Annotated in this window: 21 protein-coding genes; 12 read left to right on the top strand and 9 right to left on the bottom strand. The window is 62.1% G+C overall.

Translation table 11 applies throughout. The features are described from left to right. The first annotated feature begins 120 nt into the window (after nt 1–120). The 5 genes from ABCW43_RS12415 to ABCW43_RS12395 all read left to right on the top strand — a co-directional run bounded on the left by ABCW43_RS12415 (nt 121) and on the right by ABCW43_RS12395 (nt 3,543). On the top strand, nt 121–1,443 hold the full coding sequence (locus tag ABCW43_RS12415; protein WP_345924693.1) for a sugar ABC transporter permease: 1,323 nt from the start codon (nt 121–123) through the stop codon (nt 1,441–1,443). Between the two features lie 14 nt (nt 1,444–1,457). Beyond that, nucleotides 1,458–2,243 (top strand): ATP-binding cassette domain-containing protein, encoded by a 786-nt coding sequence (locus tag ABCW43_RS12410; protein WP_345924691.1) that lies wholly within the window; start codon nt 1,458–1,460, stop codon nt 2,241–2,243. Between the two features lie 210 nt (nt 2,244–2,453). Beyond that, complete coding sequence (locus tag ABCW43_RS12405) at nt 2,454–2,633, top strand: hypothetical protein (RefSeq protein WP_345924689.1); 180 nt, start codon at nt 2,454–2,456, stop codon at nt 2,631–2,633. Between the two features lie 144 nt (nt 2,634–2,777). Continuing rightward, entirely contained in the window at nt 2,778–3,167 is a 390-nt protein-coding gene (locus ABCW43_RS12400; RefSeq protein WP_345924687.1) for a group II truncated hemoglobin, read from the top strand. Nucleotides 3,168–3,222: 55 nt separating this feature from the next. Further along, entirely contained in the window at nt 3,223–3,543 is a 321-nt protein-coding gene (locus tag ABCW43_RS12395) for a DUF423 domain-containing protein (protein ID WP_345925462.1), read from the top strand. A 213-nt stretch (nt 3,544–3,756) separates the two neighbouring features. Here ABCW43_RS12395 and ABCW43_RS12390 read toward each other — a convergent pair whose 3' ends face one another. Both ABCW43_RS12390 and ABCW43_RS12385 read right to left on the bottom strand, forming a co-directional pair. Continuing rightward, complete coding sequence (locus tag ABCW43_RS12390; protein WP_345925460.1) at nt 3,757–3,978, bottom strand: hypothetical protein; 222 nt, start codon at nt 3,976–3,978, stop codon at nt 3,757–3,759. After that, complete coding sequence (locus tag ABCW43_RS12385; protein ID WP_046632379.1) at nt 3,959–4,363, bottom strand: DUF2325 domain-containing protein; 405 nt, start codon at nt 4,361–4,363, stop codon at nt 3,959–3,961. Before ABCW43_RS12385 ends, ABCW43_RS12390 begins: the two co-directional genes overlap by 20 nt. A 226-nt stretch (nt 4,364–4,589) precedes the next feature. On the opposite strand from ABCW43_RS12385, the gene ABCW43_RS12380 reads away from it, so the two are divergent. The 4 genes from ABCW43_RS12380 to ABCW43_RS12365 all read left to right on the top strand — a co-directional run bounded on the left by ABCW43_RS12380 (nt 4,590) and on the right by ABCW43_RS12365 (nt 8,017). Continuing rightward, the gene (locus ABCW43_RS12380) at nt 4,590–5,975 is read left to right on the top strand and encodes an NAD(P)-dependent oxidoreductase (protein ID WP_345924685.1); all 1,386 of its coding nucleotides are present in this window, start codon (nt 4,590–4,592) and stop codon (nt 5,973–5,975) included. 13 nt (nt 5,976–5,988) lie between these two features. After that, complete coding sequence (preA, locus tag ABCW43_RS12375; RefSeq protein ID WP_345924683.1) at nt 5,989–7,302, top strand: NAD-dependent dihydropyrimidine dehydrogenase subunit PreA; 1,314 nt, start codon at nt 5,989–5,991, stop codon at nt 7,300–7,302. Nucleotides 7,303–7,390: 88 nt separating this feature from the next. Continuing rightward, a complete protein-coding gene (locus tag ABCW43_RS12370) occupies nt 7,391–7,681 on the top strand; it encodes a type II toxin-antitoxin system RelE/ParE family toxin (protein ID WP_345924681.1) in 291 nt (96 codons plus the stop codon). 9 nt (nt 7,682–7,690) lie between these two features. Continuing rightward, nucleotides 7,691–8,017, top strand: a complete 327-nt coding sequence (locus ABCW43_RS12365) for a HigA family addiction module antitoxin (RefSeq protein ID WP_345924679.1) — start codon at nt 7,691–7,693, stop codon at nt 8,015–8,017. A 47-nt stretch (nt 8,018–8,064) separates the two neighbouring features. Here the strand turns inward: ABCW43_RS12365 and ABCW43_RS12360 are convergent, their stop codons facing one another. The 5 genes from ABCW43_RS12360 to ABCW43_RS12340 all read right to left on the bottom strand — a co-directional run bounded on the left by ABCW43_RS12360 (nt 8,065) and on the right by ABCW43_RS12340 (nt 10,695). Then, a complete protein-coding gene (locus tag ABCW43_RS12360) occupies nt 8,065–8,547 on the bottom strand; it encodes a hypothetical protein (protein ID WP_345924677.1) in 483 nt (160 codons plus the stop codon). A gap of 153 nt (nt 8,548–8,700) precedes the next feature. Beyond that, nucleotides 8,701–8,928, bottom strand: coding sequence for a hypothetical protein (locus tag ABCW43_RS12355; RefSeq protein ID WP_345924675.1), 228 nt, complete (start codon nt 8,926–8,928; stop codon nt 8,701–8,703). An 87-nt stretch (nt 8,929–9,015) separates the two neighbouring features. Then, nucleotides 9,016–9,243: a hypothetical protein gene (locus tag ABCW43_RS12350; protein ID WP_345924673.1), complete on the bottom strand. Its 228-nt coding sequence runs from the start codon at nt 9,241–9,243 to the stop codon at nt 9,016–9,018. Between the two features lie 102 nt (nt 9,244–9,345). Continuing rightward, complete coding sequence (locus ABCW43_RS12345; RefSeq protein WP_345924671.1) at nt 9,346–9,570, bottom strand: hypothetical protein; 225 nt, start codon at nt 9,568–9,570, stop codon at nt 9,346–9,348. Nucleotides 9,571–9,795: 225 nt separating this feature from the next. Further along, entirely contained in the window at nt 9,796–10,695 is a 900-nt protein-coding gene (locus tag ABCW43_RS12340) for a LysR substrate-binding domain-containing protein (protein ID WP_345924669.1), read from the bottom strand. A gap of 113 nt (nt 10,696–10,808) precedes the next feature. Here ABCW43_RS12340 and ABCW43_RS12335 point away from each other — a divergent pair, with 113 nt between their 5' ends. Then, on the top strand, nt 10,809–11,849 hold the full coding sequence (locus ABCW43_RS12335) for a YeiH family protein (protein ID WP_345924667.1): 1,041 nt from the start codon (nt 10,809–10,811) through the stop codon (nt 11,847–11,849). 63 nt (nt 11,850–11,912) lie between these two features. On the opposite strand, the gene ABCW43_RS12330 is transcribed toward ABCW43_RS12335, so the two are convergent. Further along, on the bottom strand, nt 11,913–12,110 hold the full coding sequence (locus ABCW43_RS12330; RefSeq protein ID WP_345924665.1) for a DUF2735 domain-containing protein: 198 nt from the start codon (nt 12,108–12,110) through the stop codon (nt 11,913–11,915). A 446-nt stretch (nt 12,111–12,556) separates the two neighbouring features. Between ABCW43_RS12330 and ABCW43_RS12325 the strand changes: the two genes are divergently transcribed. Then, nucleotides 12,557–13,594 carry a glutamine synthetase beta-grasp domain-containing protein gene (locus ABCW43_RS12325; protein ID WP_345924664.1) on the top strand — a complete coding sequence of 346 codons (1,038 nt, stop codon included), beginning with the start codon at nt 12,557–12,559 and terminating at the stop codon, nt 13,592–13,594. A gap of 77 nt (nt 13,595–13,671) precedes the next feature. On the opposite strand, the gene rutR is transcribed toward ABCW43_RS12325, so the two are convergent. Next, complete coding sequence (gene rutR, locus ABCW43_RS12320) at nt 13,672–14,316, bottom strand: HTH-type transcriptional regulator RutR (protein ID WP_345924662.1); 645 nt, start codon at nt 14,314–14,316, stop codon at nt 13,672–13,674. A gap of 239 nt (nt 14,317–14,555) precedes the next feature. Between rutR and ABCW43_RS12315 the strand changes: the two genes are divergently transcribed. Beyond that, complete coding sequence (locus ABCW43_RS12315) at nt 14,556–15,809, top strand: Zn-dependent hydrolase (RefSeq protein WP_345924660.1); 1,254 nt, start codon at nt 14,556–14,558, stop codon at nt 15,807–15,809. Nucleotides 15,810–15,818: the final 9 nt, after the last annotated feature.

Here is a 15,818-nt window from a genome sequence, read left to right as displayed (position 1 = left end):
TTTTCGGCGTAAGATGGCGCGGTCGCACGAAGGTTTACCCGGCGGCTGAACGTCACGGAGGTGCGGTCCGGCTCGATATGTCGAGCCGAGCGCCTCGTACAAAGTGGAGAACGGCAAAACATGGCCGAGACAATACAGTCCACGACGAATTCCAAGACATCGGAGGCAGGACAGGCGGAAGGCAATTTTGTTGCCCGCTTTTTCCGCGCGACCGAGATCGACACGCGCATGCTCGGCATGATCGGCGCGCTGCTGATCATCTGGGTCGGGTTCCATATCCTGACGGGCGGCCTCTTCCTGACGCCGCGCAACCTCTGGAACCTTTCGGTTCAGACCGCCTCCGTGGCCGTCATGGCGACCGGCATGGTGCTCGTCATCGTCACCCGCAACATCGACCTTTCGGTCGGCTCGATCCTCGGGTTTACCGGGATGATCATGGGCGTCATGCAGGCCCGACTTCTTCCCGAACTGCTCGGCTTCGATCATCCGGCCATCTGGATCGTCGCGCTCGCCGGCGGACTGATCGTCGGCGCGCTGATCGGCACGCTGCAGGGCGTCATCATCGCCTTCCTCGGCGTGCCCTCGTTCATCGTCACCCTTGGCGGCCTGCTCATCTGGCGCGGCGCCACCTGGTTCGTGACGAGCGGCCAGACAGTCGCGCCGATGGACGTCAATTTCCGCCTGATGGGCGGCGGCACGGAAGGCTCGATCGGCGCCACCTGGAGCTGGGTCGTCGGTATCATCGCCTGTCTCGCCATCATCGCGGCGATCATCAACGCCCGCCGCCAGCGCAAGCGCTTCTCGTTCCCGCGCCGGCCGATCTGGGCCGAATACGTGCTGGTCGCGCTCGGCTGCGTCGTCGTGCTCGGCGCGGTCGCGATCGCCAACGACTATTACTGGCCGATCGCCATCGCCCGCCGCTACGCCGAGGCGAACAACATCGCCTGGCCGGAAGGTGGGCTGCTGATCTCCCAGGGGATCGCCATCCCGGTGCTGATGGCGATCGCCGTCGGCATCGTCATGACCTTCATCGCCACCCGCCTGCGCTTCGGCCGCTATGTCTTTGCGATCGGCGGCAATCCGGAGGCAGCCGAACTCGCCGGCATCAAGACCCGCTGGGTGACGGTCAAGATCTTCGCGCTGATGGGCATGCTCTGCGCCATCGCCGCGGCGATTTCCACCGCCCGCCTCAACGCCGCCACCAATGCGCAAGGGGAGCTCGACGAGCTTTATACGATCGCCGCAGCCGTGATCGGCGGCACCTCGCTTGCCGGCGGCATGGGATCGATCGCCGGCGCCATGCTCGGCGCGCTCGTCATGCAGTCGCTTCAGTCCGGCATGGTGCTGCTCGGCATCGACTCGCCGTTCCAGCGCATCGTCGTCGGCATGGTGCTCGTCACCGCCGTCTGGCTCGACACCGTCTATCGCTCTCGCGCCAAATAACAGGAGTTTTCATCGTGACGGAACAAAACACTCCGCTCGTGGAAATGAAGAACATTTCCATCTCCTTCGGCGGGATCCACGCTGTCGAGAATGCCTCGGTCGATCTGTTTCCCGGCGAGGTCGTGGCGCTGCTCGGCCATAACGGCGCCGGCAAGTCGACGCTGATCAAGGTCCTGTCGGGCGCCTACAAGCGCGATAACGGCGACATCATGATCAACGGCGAGGCCGCCGACATCCGCAACCCGCGCGACGCCAAGAAATACGGCATCGAGACGATCTACCAGACGCTGGCCGTCGCCGACAATGTCGATGCCGCCGCCAACCTTTATCTCGGCCGCGAGCTGCAGACCAAATGGGGCACGCTCGACGACGTCGCCATGGAGGCCAGCACCCGTGAGGTGATGGGCCGCCTGAACCCCAACTTCAAGCGCTTCAAGGAGCCGGTGAAGGCGCTGTCCGGCGGCCAGCGGCAATCGGTGGCGATCGCCCGGGCGATCCTGTTCGACGCCCGCATCCTGATCATGGACGAGCCGACTGCGGCGCTTGGGCCCCAGGAAACGGCACAGGTGGGCGACCTCATCAAGCAGCTGAAGCGCGAAGGCATCGGCATCTTCCTCATCAGCCACGACATCCACGACGTCTTCGACCTCGCCGACCGCGTGTTCGTGATGAAGAACGGCAAGGTGGTCGGCCATGCCCGCACCGAGGACGTCACCAAGGACGAAGTGCTCGGCATGATCATCCTCGGCAAGGTGCCGCCGGGCGCCACGCCCGGCCCCGGCGCCATGAAGGTGGTTTGAACCCGGAACGATCGCGCCTGCCCTTTTAGGTCCGCCGCTGAAGAAGGGTGGCGCAGCGGCGGAACCGGGCCTCTCCCCCGGTTCCGCCTTATCTTTCTCAAGATGGATCTCGCCGCGTTGCGAGACCGGCGGGCTCTCGGCGGCCCGCATCTCGGAACTCCTCTCCTCCCCCGACGTTGGTTTCTGAAACCCCAATGTCGGAGGATCAAAATGGTTGACGAGCGGACTGCACAGGAAGTTATCGAGCACAGGCAAAGGCCCGTGAAGACGGCCAAACATCCGCCGTCGGGGCCGCATGCCAAGGAGCATCTGATCGACAGGGAGAAGACGCCCGGCGCCGGATCGCTGCCTGAACCCGGTGCGAAAGAGGTGGATGCGGGGTCGGATTGACCGGTCCGTCACCGGGCAATCTCAACGGCTGCATTGGAGGCTTGAGACCCCGGCGGCCCTGATCTGCGACGCCTTGGCGCTTGCCCGCTCGGGCATGGATGGGTAACACCGTCTGAAACGATCAGACAAGCGGGCTGAACGGGCATGGCGGACGACACCATCACACTTTACGAGGCGATCGGCGGTGACGCGACGGTGCGGGCGCTGGTGAAGCGCTTCTACGAGCTGATGGACACGCTGCCGGAAGCGGCCCATTGCCGCGCCGTCCATCCGCCGAGCCTCGAAGGCAGCGAAGCGAAACTCTACGATTATCTGACCGGCTATCTCGGCGGCCCGCCGGTCTATGTGGAAAAACACGGCCATCCGCGGCTGCGCTCGCGCCATTTCGGCGCGGCGATCGGCCCGCTGGAACGCGACGAATGGATGCTCTGTTTCCGTCGCGCCATGGAAGAGGCGATCGAAAATCCAAAACTGCGCGAGATCATCTGGCCGCCGATCGAACGGCTGGCCTTCCACATGCAGAACAAGGAATAGGCCGTTGGAAAGTTTGCATAAACTGCGGCCGTTGATTCTGTTTGTGAGCGGCCTGATGGGCGCCGCGGGCGTGGCTCTGGCAGCGGCCGCAAGCCACGGCGGCGATACGGTCTTCCTCGGCTCCGCCTCGACCATGTGCCTGGCGCATGCGCCGGTCCTGCTCGGCCTTTATCTCGGTCACCGGTATTTTCGCACGGCGACGCTTGCCGCTCTGGTGCTCGGTCTCGGCACGATCATTTTCGCCGGCGATCTCGTCTCGCGCCACTATCTCGGCGACCGGCTGTTTCCGATGGCCGCTCCCGTGGGTGGGACGGGGATGATGCTGGGCTGGCTGATCGTGGCGGCGGGGGCGTTTTTGAAGGTGCGGGAGGTTTAAGACCCCTTTTGGCCTGCCGGCCATCTCCCCCACAAGGGGGGAGAAGACTCGTGGCACGGCCTTGCCTCAATCCAGAGTGGGTGCGGCTGGGTTAGCCCTCCCCTTCGCATATGGGACCTGAGGCGGTGCGGCGTCCCTAACCCTCCCCCTTGTGGGGAGGGTGGCCGGCAGGCGGGAGGGGTTTCCAAACCCGGACACAGAGGGGACTTGTCCCTACCGCCGAAAAGCCAGCACCCGAGCGCTCTCAGCCGGAGCGGCTTCCACCGCCGTCCCCCGGACGGCCCTCGGCAGCACCACCACATTGGTCATATCCGCAGCCGCTTCGGCTCGCCTCGTCAGCAGCGCGTAAAGCTCCGGCACCAGCCCGTCGCCATTCTGCGCGGCGAGCTTGTGCAGGCCGATGAAAAGGCTGGCGTCACGACGTTCTTCGTTCATCATTGCGTTCCTTCATGGTCTGGAGCGCCCGCTCCAGACTGGATTTTGAGCCGTTGCGGAGCGGCACGAAGGTGACACCGAACTTCTTGCAGCCGGTCTTCACCCTCAGGCACGCATCGTGGCTGATACAGTCGATGGGGCAGAAGACGCAGTCGACCGACGGCAGGACCGTGTCGATACGGGAGACCGCCTCGCGAAGTCCGCCGTCGTGGTGGATCAGTTCGGCGCCGAAATTGCTGGCGATCTCCCTCAGGTGCGCCACCTGACAGTCACGACCGCCGACATAGAGAAAGCTGCGGACGTCGGTCACTGCCGGTCCCCGCGTTTCGGCGCTCTTCGCCTCCGAGCCGGAATTGCCGTTTTTCTGCTTCTGCTTCTTGGCCATACGCCCCTCGCCGCCGATTCTGCTCACGCTTCGGTTCCTCGATGGCCGGCACCATATTAAAGTTGATTTTCGGAGTAAAGATTAAACTGGACTCTTTTTATCATGATATGTCGGGCGACCTGATAAAGCCGCGCTCTTTTCAAAAATTTACCGTTTGATAAATTTTTACGCTGTGGTACCTTTTGCCCAATAGTTGTCCATGAATCCATAAAAGAGGGAACTTAGGATGGAACGACTGGGAAACGGTCCGCAGGCCGGCATTGAAGCCGGTCGTCTTTCATCGGCGGAGTATGAGGCGAATTTCGCCGATCTCCACCCGCGTCTCGACAGGCACGAGGCGCTGGTCGAATCCGATCGCTGTTATTTCTGCTACGACGCGCCGTGCATGACGGCCTGTCCCACCTCCATCGATATCCCGCTGTTCATAAGACAGATACAGACGGGCAATCCGATCGGGTCGGCGAAGACCATCTTCGACCAGAATATTCTGGGCGGCATGTGCGCCCGCGTCTGTCCCACCGAAACGCTCTGCGAACAGGCCTGCGTGCGCAATACGGCCGAAGACAAGCCGGTCGAGATCGGCAAGCTGCAGCGTTATGCGACCGACATCGCCATGGAACAGGGCCGGCAGTTCTACAGCCGCAAGGCTCCGACCGGCAAGACGATCGCCGTCGTCGGCGCAGGCCCCGCCGGCCTTGCCGCAGCACACCGGCTCGCCATGCACGGCCATTCGGTCGTCGTTCTCGAAGCCCGCGAAAAGGCCGGCGGCCTCAACGAATACGGCATTGCGACGTATAAGGCGGTCGATGACTTCGCCGCCCGCGAAGTGGACTACGTCACCGCGATCGGCGGCATCGAGATCCGGAACGGCCAGGCGCTCGGCCGGGATTTCTCGCTGTCCGACCTGACCGCGCAGTATGACGCCGTTTTCCTCGGCATGGGCCTTGCCGGCGTCAACGGCCTCGGCATCGAAGGCGAGAGCCTCACCGGCGTCGAGGATGCGGTGGATTTCATTGCCGCCCTTCGCCAGGCAAAGGACAAGAGCGTGCTGCCGATCGGCCGGCGCGTCGTCGTCCTCGGCGGCGGCATGACCGCCATCGACGCCGCGATCCAGTCAAAACTGCTCGGCGCCGAAGAGGTGACGATCTGCTATCGCCGCGGCAAGGACAACATGAACGCTTCGCCCTACGAGCAGGATCTGGCGACCGCCAACGGCGTCATCATCCGCCACTGGCTGGCGCCGAAATCGATCATCGGCAAGGACGGCCCCAATGGCGCTCACGTCGCGGGCATCGAAGTGGAATATACCGCGATGCGTGACGGCAAGCTGATCGGCACCGGCGAGACCGGCGTCATCGCCGCCGACCAGATCTTCAAGGCGATCGGCCAGACCTTCTCCGCCTCGGGCCTCGGCGCGCTGCAGTTCGAGAAGGGCAAGATCGTCGTGGACGGCGAAGGCCGCACCTCGATCGAGGGCATCTGGGCCGGCGGCGACTGCATCGGGTCAGGCGAGGACCTGACCGTCTCGGCCGTCGCGCAGGGGCGTGACGCCGCGGAAAGCATCGCAAAAGCCCTGGCTGCCGCCGCGCAGCCGGCAACCGCAGTGGCTTGAGGGGAGAACGATCATGGCTGATATCCGCAACAATTTCGTCGGCATCAAATCCCCCAACCCGTTCTGGCTGGCGTCGGCGCCACCGACCGACAAGGCCTATAATGTCGAGCGCGCTTTCAAGGCGGGCTGGGGCGGCGTGGTCTGGAAGACGCTCGGCGAGGAAGGCCCACCGGTCGTCAACGTCAACGGCCCGCGCTACGGCGCCATCTGGGGCGCCGACCGCCGCCTGCTGGGTTTGAACAATATCGAACTGATCACCGACCGCGACCTCTACACCAACCTTCGCGAAATGAAGGAAGTGAAGAAGAACTGGCCGGACCGGGCGATCATCGCCTCGATCATGGTTCCCTGCGAGGAACAGGCCTGGAAGGCGATCCTGCCGCTGGTGGAGGAAACCGAAGTCGACGGCATCGAGCTCAACTTCGGCTGTCCCCACGGCATGTCCGAGCGCGGCATGGGCTCCGCGGTCGGTCAGGTGCCGGAATATATCGAAATGGTGGTGCGCTGGTGCAAGCAGTACACCCGCATGCCGGTCATCACCAAACTGACGCCCAATATCACCGACATCCGCAAGCCCGCCCGGGCCGCCAAGGCCGGCGGCACCGACGCCGTGTCGCTGATCAATACGATCAACTCGATCGTCTCCGTCGATCTAGACAACTTCTCGCCCAACCCCTCGGTCGACGGCAAGGGCAGCCATGGCGGTTATTGCGGCCCGGCGGTCAAGCCGATCGCGCTCAACATGGTCGCCGAGATCGCCCGCGATCCGGAAACCTACGGCCTGCCGATCTCCGGCATCGGCGGCATCACCACTTGGCGTGACGCAGCCGAGTTCCTGGCGCTCGGGGCCGGCAACGTGCAGGTCTGCACCGCGGCGATGACCTACGGCTTCAAGATCGTCCAGGAAATGATCACCGGCCTCTCCGACTGGATGGACGAGAAGGGCCACCGCTCGCTCGACGACGTCATCTGTCGCGCGGTCCCGAACGTCACCGACTGGCAGTACCTGAACCTCAACTACATCGCCAAGGCGCATATCGACCAGGACGCCTGCATCAAGTGCGGCCGCTGCCACATCGCCTGCGAGGACACCTCGCACCAGGCGATCACCAGCATGGTCGACGGCGTGCGCCATTTCGAGGTGATGGAAGAGGAATGCGTCGGCTGCAATCTCTGCGTCAACGTCTGTCCGGTCGAGAACTGCATCACCATGGAAGCGCTGCCCGCCGGCGATCTCGACAAGCGCACCGGCAAGGTGGTCGACCCGACCTACGCCAACTGGACCCAGCATCCGAACAACCCGATGGCACGGCAGGCCGCGGAATAGCTCCTCCCGCGCTCAACTCCTCCTGAGCACAGCCCGTTCCCCGTAAAGCCACGCTTTACGGGGAACGGTTTTATGCTTATATGTCTTGATGAGAATTCGGAACATCCTTCATAAAGGACTTCGACGCTTCGTCGTCAACGACGATGCGTCGGGACTGCAGCCGGCGGTCGTGCCGAAATTGCGGCGAATGATCTCCTTCCTGCAGGACATGGAAACCGAAAGCGAACTGCGGACGGTGCCAAGCTGGAAAGCCCACCAGCTGACCGGTGATCGCAAGGGCGCCTGGAGCCTGTTCGTGACCAAGAACTGGCGGCTGACATTCCGGATCGATGCCAACGAGATTGAAATCGTCGATCTCGACTACGAAGACTATCATTAGGAGCCGATCATGACGGACGCACCTGGCATTCGAATGAAAAATCCGGCCCACCCCGGCGATTTTCTCAAGCACGAACTGCTTGAGGACCTGCAGCTTTCCGTGACCGCAACGGCGAGAATCCTGGGTGTCACAAGACCTGCGCTGTCGGCTTTGCTGAACCAACGCTCGTCCCTTTCTCCGGAAATGGCGCTGCGCGTCGAAAAGGCCTTCGGCGTTTCCATGGATACGCTCATGCGGATGCAGAACAGTTTCGATATCGCTCAGACGCGCAAGCGGGAACAGGATATCCACGTCCTTCCCTTTAGGGGTAGGGCGACGACAAACCCCGCGGAATAGCCGCCTGCCTATCGAAACGGCTCGCTTTCGCCAAAGGTCTGCCGCGGTCAGCTTGGTCGCGGCATTTTCGTTCTGGCGTTCCGGATCAGGAAGGCCATGCGGTCGCGCGCGAGTGCGGCCTTGTCGAGCTTGAGGTGCTCGCTGAATTCCACGGAACCGTGTTCCGGCGTCTGCAAAAGGCAGTGGTAGTGCATGCCGCCCTCGCCGTCGCTTTCCGCGTCGATGGTCGGAGGCGGCAGGCGGTCGGGATCGATACGCTCCTCGTCATGGGTCCAGAGCCAGCGGCGGGTGACGACCCATCTGCCGTCGCTCCCCTGCCTGACCGAGACGATCGGCCGGGCAAGCGCTCCGAACGCCAGCCAGCCACCGAGGCCCCAGAAAAAAGCGATGATGAGAGCCCTGAACGGTTCCTGGGCAATACCGCTGTTGCGGAAGAAGACCCAAGTCATCAGCATGAGAATGGCGAACCAGGCAACGATGAAAAGCCAGCCGTAAAGTGGGCGCGTATTCCTAAAAAGCAGTCTCTCCATGAGTTCTACCTCCCAAGACTTCTTTCGGTCCGGGGATTGTAACACAGCGCTGACCATATGCGAATTATCTGAAGAACGAGTATAAAACAAAGAGGCCCGGCGGGTTGGCCGAGCCTTCTTCGTACTGGATGCCTGCTATGAGTTCAGGGTTGATCAGTTCGGGCGGTTTGCGCCGTCGAAATAATCGCCGCTGTTGACGTCGGCCTGGACGTTGGCCGTTCGGGTGTCAGCCTTCTGGCCGATGCCGCCGGTCTGGACCTGGTCGATGATGGCGGAGGCCTTGGAGGCGCCTTCGTAATAATCGCCATCGGCGAGTGCAGCGGTGGCGAAGGAAGCCGAAGCGATGAGGGCAGCGGCGATAGCGGAAGTGATCCTGGTCATTGTGGTAGTCCTTTCAGAGTGTTCCGCGGCTTTAAGTTTGCGACCTGGCCTGCGGATGATTGTTTCGGTGTCTTGAATGAGCTGCGGTTAGTTCGGCCGGTTTGCGCCTTCGTAGTAATCGCCGCGACCGACCGAAGCCGGAATCTGGCTCGTGTTCTGCTGGTCCTTGGCGATGCTTCCGGTCTGCATGTGATCGACCATGGAGGAAGCCTTGGAGACGCCCTGGAAATAGTCGCCTTCGTCAGCGAGAACTGCGCCAGCGAATGAGACCGAAGCGATGAAAGCTGCGGCGATTGCGGAAGTGATCTTGGTCATTGTCGTCGTCCTTTTGAGTTTGTTGGTTTTGGTCCGATCTGCGTTACGTTCTGCATGAGATACGGAGCCGGACGGATTTCAGTTTCAGGGCTCGAACGATTTTTAGTTCGGGCGGTTGGCACCGTCGAAATAGTCGCCGCTGTTGACGTCGGCCTGGAGCTTGTCGTTCGGGCCGATGCTGCCGGTGCTGATGCGATCGACGGTGACGGAGGCAGCGGGAGCGTTCTTCTGGACGCCCTGGTAATAGTCGCCTTCGGCAAGAGCGGTCGAGCCTAGCGAAGCCGAAGCGATGAGGGCTGCAGCGATGGCCGAGGAAATTCTGATCATTGTCTTGTTCCTATGATGTGGTGGAGCCGAGTTTCTCGAAGCCCCTCTCTGTGTTGATCTGTCTATCGAAGCTCGTTACCGCGCTTCTGATGCTCAAGATGGTGCAAGTCGGTCGCCCGGAATAGACAGCAAGTTGCGGACGTATTGTTCGCAAATATTGAACGATTTAAATTTTATCGTTCACACAGAAGGCATATGCATCTGGTCATCGATTTGGCCGACGGATCAGCGGAAGCTGTCTTCGACCCGCTCGTTCAGCAGGTCGAGCATGGCGCGCAACGCCCTCGTCACGTGACGCTCGCCATGAAAAAGCGCCGAGAACTGCCTGAGCGGCATCGGAAAGTCGGCGACATGCAACCGACCGGAAAAGGAATGGGATGAAGCGGCGCGGCTGGAAATCACCGTTGCGCTCAATCCCGCCTCGACCGCCGCCATCGCCGCTTCGTTCGACGGCATTTCGAGGACGACGGACAGCGATTGCGGCTCGATGCCGAGATTGGTGAGTTGCGCCTCGAAGGCCGAGCGCGTGCCCGATCCCTGTTCGCGCATGATCCAGTTGGTTTCGAGAAGATCACTGGAGCGGATCTTTCGCCCGTCGGCCCAGGGGTGGCGGCTGCCGACCACCAGGACCAGCCGGTCCTCCGCCACTTTGCGGCGTTTCAGACCGGCGAGAGACACCTCCCCTTCGACGACCGCGAGTTCCGCAGCACCGGTCAGCACCGCGTCGGCGGCACTCTGGGTATTGCCGACGGTCAGCCGCACATCGACCCGCGGAAACCGCTCATGATAGCTGACCAGCCGGGCCGGCAGCCAGTAGCTCGCCACCGTCTGGCTGGCATGGACGCGCAGGATGCCCGAGGCCGAACCGCCGAGATCGGCGAGCACATGTTCGGCCGTCTGCGCCCGTTCCAGCACGGCACGCGCCTCCGGCACGAAGAGTTTTCCCGCTTCCGTGAGTTCGATGCGCCGCCCGACCCGGTTGAAGAGGATCACGGCATGGCGCGCCTCCAGCGCCGAGATCGCCGCGCTGACAGCCGACTGCGTCAGGTTCAGCGCTTCCGCCGCGCGCGTCACGTGTTCGCGAGAGGCCACTTCCAGAAAAATTCGCAGCTGATCGAGGGTCATCGTCCAAAACCATTCGCTTTTAGCGAACGATATCAGAAAACTTATCAATTGGATTTGTCTTTTTGCGAAAGGGAGAATGGTTTTCGACAAATCCAGAGAATCGCGGAAGAATCATGAAGCCTATCCAGCCGACTGCGGAACAGCGCTCCCTCCTCTCCTCGCCCCAGTGGCCACCCCTCGTCCAGCTTCTTCCGGGACTTCTTCTGACCGCCGCGATCGCCACGGCCGCCCTCACCGTCCGCAGTCTGACCGGATGGATGGCGCTGAGCCCGCTCATTCTCTCGATCGTTTTCGGCATGCTGATCCGCAACGCCATGCTGGTTCCGGCAGCCGTCGAACCCGGCATCGGCTTTTCTTTGAAGCGCATCCTGCGTTTCGGCATCGTGCTGCTCGGCCTGCAGGTGACGGCAGGCCAGATTCTCTCGCTCGGCGGCGCCGGCCTTGCCATGGTGGCGCTGACGCTCGCAACCACCTTCGTGGCGATCCGCATCGTCGGCCGGGCGATGGGCGTCGACAAGTCGCTGACCGACCTGATCGCCGCCGGAACCTCCGTCTGCGGCGCCTCGGCCGTCATCGCCGCCAATACGGTGGTGCGCGGCAAGCAGGAACATGTCGCCTATGCGGTCGCCTGCGTGACGCTGTTCGGATCACTGTCGATGCTCGCCTACCCGCTGCTCTCCGCCCCGCTCGGGCTTGATGCACGCGGTTACGGGCTGTGGACCGGCTCGACCATCCATGAAGTTGCCCAGGTGGTTGCCGCCGCCTTCCAGGGCGGCGATGTCGCCGGCCAGTTCGGCACCATCTCCAAGCTCGCCCGCGTCGTCATGCTGGCACCGCTGATCATGACGCTGGCGCTTGCCATGCGCTCCGGCGGTGAAGGTGGCTCGAAGGCCTCGGCGCCTATGCCGTGGTTCGTGCTCGGTTTTATCGGGATGATGCTGGTCAACAGCGCGGTCGCCATTCCGGCTGGGGTCAGTCAGACGCTGGCGACACTGACGAGCTTCCTTTTGTCCATGGCGCTGGCAGCGATGGGCCTGCAGACCGACATACGCAAGCTCAAGGCGGAAGGCTGGCGGCCGCTGGCGCTCGGCGCGTTCGGCTGGCTGTTCATCGCGGTTTTTGGCTACGCGATGCTGAAGCTGTTCGCATTCTGAGGAAAAGGAAGTGAAAGAACAGGGCCGCGTCAGAAATGGCGCGGCCTTTTCTTCATCTATGGGTCAGCAGGGCTTCGGACGTTCGGGCGACGGGTTCGAATCCCGCACCGCTTCATCGTGATACCAGCAATTGGTATCGACCACACTCAAGACTACATCATGGATTCCGGTCGGCACGGTCCGGCCATCATCCAGGCGCCGCCTCGGGCGGACCGGGAACTGATAGATGGTTGCTGACTCACGATGGATGTGAATTGTCATCCGATCGTCTCCTAACTTCAAAAGTGCATCCAAACACGCACAGAGCACAAATCTGCACATTTTTTGTGCTTATTGCACGATTTTACATCATTCTCACGATTCACGCTAGGCGCTAATTTAGCGGCAGCGAGGTTCCGGCGATCTATTTTGCTCGCAGGGACCGCCAGTGGGGAAACGTGTGCCAAACGACCTCGGTTCCGGACAATCGTCACAGAACCTTCAAAACCCGTGGATTTCATGAGAGTGTCCTCATTTACCGGGCTTTTGCTCACTTTCAGCACCTTGATGGCGAGCCTTCATTCACACTTTTTTAACCCAAAACCGTCGCCCGGGTCCAAACTGGCACGGGAAATGCGTTCTTTCGTGTACCCCGGAGGCGCGGTCTCGTCGCGATACCGCTTCCTCGGATGGCTCAACCATGAACGTCACGGCCTGAGAGATAAAATATGACCAAGTATAAGCTCGAGTACATCTGGCTCGACGGGTACACCCCGGTACCGAACCTGCGTGGCAAGACGCAGATCAAGGAATTCGACACCTTCCCGACGCTCGAACAGCTGCCGCTGTGGGGCTTCGACGGTTCGTCGACCATGCAGGCCGAAGGCCGCTCGTCCGATTGCGTGCTGAAGCCGGTTGCGCTTTATCCCGACCCGGCCCGCACCAACGGCGCGCTGGTCATGTGCGAAGTCATGATGCCGGATGGCGTCACGCCGCACCCGTCCAACGCTCGCGCAACCATTCTCGATGACGAGGATGCCTGGTTCGGCTTCGAGCAGGAATATTTCTTCTACCAGAACGGCCGGCCGCTCGGCTTCCCGGAACAGGGTTACCCGGCTCCGCAGGGCCCGTATTACACCGGCGTCGGTTATTCGAACGTCGGCGACGTCGCCCGCGAAATCGTCGAGGAACATCTCGATCTCTGCCTCGCCGCCGGCATCAACCACGAAGGCATCAACGCCGAAGTGGCCAAGGGCCAGTGGGAATTCCAGGTTTTCGGCAAGGGCTCCAAGAAGGCCGCCGACCAGATCTGGATGGCACGCTACCTGCTGCAGCGCCTGACTGAAAAGTACGGCATCGATATCGAATATCACTGCAAGCCGCTCGGCGATACCGACTGGAACGGCTCGGGCATGCATTGCAACTTCTCGACCAAGTACATGCGCGAAGTCGGCGGCAAGGACTATTTCGAAGCGCTGATGGCTGCTTTCGACAAGAACCTGATGGACCACATCGCCGTCTACGGCCCGGACAACGACAAGCGCCTGACCGGCAAGCACGAAACGGCTCCGTGGAACAAGTTCTCCTACGGCGTTGCCGACCGCGGTGCCTCTATCCGCGTGCCACACTCGTTCATCAAGAACGACTACAAGGGCTATCTGGAAGACCGCCGCCCGAACTCCCAGGGCGACCCCTACCAGATCGCTTCCCAGGTTCTGAAGACGATCGCCGAAGTCCCGACCAACAGGGCCTCCGCCGCCGCCTGATATCAGGCCCGGCAATCGGTAAATTAGAAGACGCCGGCCTCAGCGCCGGCGTTTTTTTTCAGGTCATCAGATGACAATCAGGCGCTGCGCGCCCGCAGCCCGTCGATGAAGAGCTGTTCCAGGAACCGGGCCGCATCCTCAAAACGGCCCTCGCCCGCATAATCCTGGCCGAGCACGGCGCGCACCTGCACGTCGAAGTCGGCATAATGCTGGGTCGTCGACCAGATCGAGAAGATCAGGTGGTAGGGATCGCATTTGGCGATCTTGCCGGACCGCGCCCAGGCACGGATCACCTCCGCCTTTTCATCCACCAGCGCCTTCAGTGGCCCCTTCAGCTCATCCTCGATATGCGGCGCGCCCTGCAGCACTTCATTGGCGAAAAGCCGGCTTTCGCGCGGGAAATCGCGGGCCATTTCGAGCTTGCGGCGGATATAGGAGCGGATCTCGGATTCAGGATTGCCGTCGGCGTTGAACGCCCGCAGAGGCTCCAGCCAGGTGAACAGGACCCGGTCGATCAGGTGACGGTGGATGGCCTCCTTGGTACGGAAATAATAGAGCAGATTGGGTTTCGACATGCCCGCCGCTTCGGCGATCTGGTCGATCGTGGCGCCGCGGAAACCGTTCTGGGAAAACACGTCGAGCGCCGCTTCGAGGATGCGCTCCTCCTTCTCCTCCTGGATGCGGGTGCGTCTCTGCGTCTTCGCCGCCCTTGGGATGGCCATGCTGCCTCTGTCCTCTTCCGCGCCCAACCGGCTCTTTCGAAATTCCTCTGGATTTTTCGTGATTTTCGTCTTGAGTGGCGCGGCGGAAATAGTAATGTTTTACCAAGCGGTCAAATTATCGGCGACAAGCGGAATAAACGCAATGCCGATCTTCAAGTGCTACGGCGCGCGGAGGACCGACGGGAACGAAAAGAATGCCGCCCGCTCGGGTGGCCGTAAAAACAGGCGAGGACTGAAAAATGGTGGCAGCACCCGGCGAGAACTTGCGCATCAACGGCGATCGTCTCTGGGACATGCTCATGGAGATGGCGAAGATCGGCCCCGGCATTGCCGGCGGCAACAACCGCCAGACACTGACGGATGCGGACGGCGAAGGCCGCCACCTCTTCAAGACATGGTGCGAGGCCGAAGGAATGACGGTCGGCGTCGACAAGATGGGCACGATGTTTGCCACCCGCGCCGGCACAGACCCGGATGCACTGCCCATCTATGTCGGCAGCCATCTCGACACCCAGCCAACCGGCGGCAAATATGACGGCGTTCTCGGCGTGCTCGGCGCGCTGGAAGTGGTGCGCACCATGAATGACCTCGGGATCAGGACGAAACACCCGATCGTCGTCACCAACTGGGCGAACGAGGAAGGCGCGCGGTTTGCACCGGCCATGCTGGCATCCGGCGTCTTCGCCGGCGTGCATTCGATCGACTACGCCTATGGCCGCAAGGACCCCGAGGGCAAGACCTATGGTGACGAGCTGAAGCGCATCGGCTGGCTCGGCGACGAGGAGGTTGGTGCGCGAAAAATGCACGCCTACTTCGAATATCACATCGAACAGGGGCCGATCCTCGAGGCCGAAGAGAAGCAGATCGGCGTCGTCACCCACTGTCAGGGCCTGTGGTGGCTGGAATTCACGCTGACCGGACGCGAGGCGCATACCGGCTCGACGCCGATGAACCTGCGCGTCAATGCGGGCCTTGCCTTCGGCCGCATCCTCGAAATGGTGCAGGCGGTGGCAATGTCCGAACAGCCGGGCGCCGTTGGTGGCGTCGGCCAGGTGTTCTTTTCGCCGAATTCCCGCAACGTGCTGCCGGGCAAGGTGGTGTTCACCGTCGACATCCGCACGCCCTCCCAGGAAAAGCTCGACCGCATGCGGGCGACGATCGAGAAACAGGCGGCCGCAATCTGCGAACCGCTCGGTGTCGGCTGTTCGGTCGAGGCGGTCGGCCATTTCGATCCGGTGACCTTCGACCCCGTTCTCGTCGGCCGTGTCCGCGAGGCCGCCGAAAAACTCGGCTACAGCCATATGAACATCATCTCCGGCGCCGGCCACGACGCCTGCTGGGCCGCCAAGGTAGCCCCCGCGACGATGATCATGTGCCCCTGCGTCGGCGGGCTCAGCCACAACGAGGCCGAAGAGATTTCCAAGGAATGGGCGGCGGCGGGAGCGGATGTGCTGTTCCATGCCGTGCTGGAGACGGCGGAGATTGTGGAGTAGCATTAAGGG

This window comes from Neorhizobium tunisiense, from assembly GCF_039631515.1.
Lineage (GTDB): Bacteria > Pseudomonadota > Alphaproteobacteria > Rhizobiales > Rhizobiaceae > Neorhizobium.
The sequence above is the reverse complement of the archived record's forward strand: the minus strand, read 5'-3'. Positions and strand labels throughout refer to the sequence as shown.

Coding starts and splice junctions, on each gene's coding strand:
- ABCW43_RS12415 (WP_345924693.1), top strand. CDS start 121: ATGGCCGAGACAATACAGTCCACGACGAATTCCAAGACATCGGAGGCA.
- ABCW43_RS12405 (WP_345924689.1), top strand. CDS start 2,454: ATGGTTGACGAGCGGACTGCACAGGAAGTTATCGAGCACAGGCAAAGG.
- ABCW43_RS12400 (WP_345924687.1), top strand. CDS start 2,778: ATGGCGGACGACACCATCACACTTTACGAGGCGATCGGCGGTGACGCG.
- ABCW43_RS12395 (WP_345925462.1), top strand. CDS start 3,223: ATGGGCGCCGCGGGCGTGGCTCTGGCAGCGGCCGCAAGCCACGGCGGC.
- ABCW43_RS12390 (WP_345925460.1), bottom strand. CDS start 3,978: ATGAACGAAGAACGTCGTGACGCCAGCCTTTTCATCGGCCTGCACAAG.
- ABCW43_RS12385 (WP_046632379.1), bottom strand. CDS start 4,363: ATGGCCAAGAAGCAGAAGCAGAAAAACGGCAATTCCGGCTCGGAGGCG.
- ABCW43_RS12380 (WP_345924685.1), top strand. CDS start 4,590: ATGGAACGACTGGGAAACGGTCCGCAGGCCGGCATTGAAGCCGGTCGT.
- preA (WP_345924683.1), top strand. CDS start 5,989: ATGGCTGATATCCGCAACAATTTCGTCGGCATCAAATCCCCCAACCCG.
- ABCW43_RS12370 (WP_345924681.1), top strand. CDS start 7,391: ATGAGAATTCGGAACATCCTTCATAAAGGACTTCGACGCTTCGTCGTC.
- ABCW43_RS12365 (WP_345924679.1), top strand. CDS start 7,691: ATGACGGACGCACCTGGCATTCGAATGAAAAATCCGGCCCACCCCGGC.
- ABCW43_RS12360 (WP_345924677.1), bottom strand. CDS start 8,547: ATGGAGAGACTGCTTTTTAGGAATACGCGCCCACTTTACGGCTGGCTT.
- ABCW43_RS12355 (WP_345924675.1), bottom strand. CDS start 8,928: ATGACCAGGATCACTTCCGCTATCGCCGCTGCCCTCATCGCTTCGGCT.
- ABCW43_RS12350 (WP_345924673.1), bottom strand. CDS start 9,243: ATGACCAAGATCACTTCCGCAATCGCCGCAGCTTTCATCGCTTCGGTC.
- ABCW43_RS12345 (WP_345924671.1), bottom strand. CDS start 9,570: ATGATCAGAATTTCCTCGGCCATCGCTGCAGCCCTCATCGCTTCGGCT.
- ABCW43_RS12340 (WP_345924669.1), bottom strand. CDS start 10,695: ATGACCCTCGATCAGCTGCGAATTTTTCTGGAAGTGGCCTCTCGCGAA.
- ABCW43_RS12335 (WP_345924667.1), top strand. CDS start 10,809: ATGAAGCCTATCCAGCCGACTGCGGAACAGCGCTCCCTCCTCTCCTCG.
- ABCW43_RS12330 (WP_345924665.1), bottom strand. CDS start 12,110: ATGACAATTCACATCCATCGTGAGTCAGCAACCATCTATCAGTTCCCG.
- ABCW43_RS12325 (WP_345924664.1), top strand. CDS start 12,557: ATGACCAAGTATAAGCTCGAGTACATCTGGCTCGACGGGTACACCCCG.
- rutR (WP_345924662.1), bottom strand. CDS start 14,316: ATGGCCATCCCAAGGGCGGCGAAGACGCAGAGACGCACCCGCATCCAG.
- ABCW43_RS12315 (WP_345924660.1), top strand. CDS start 14,556: ATGGTGGCAGCACCCGGCGAGAACTTGCGCATCAACGGCGATCGTCTC.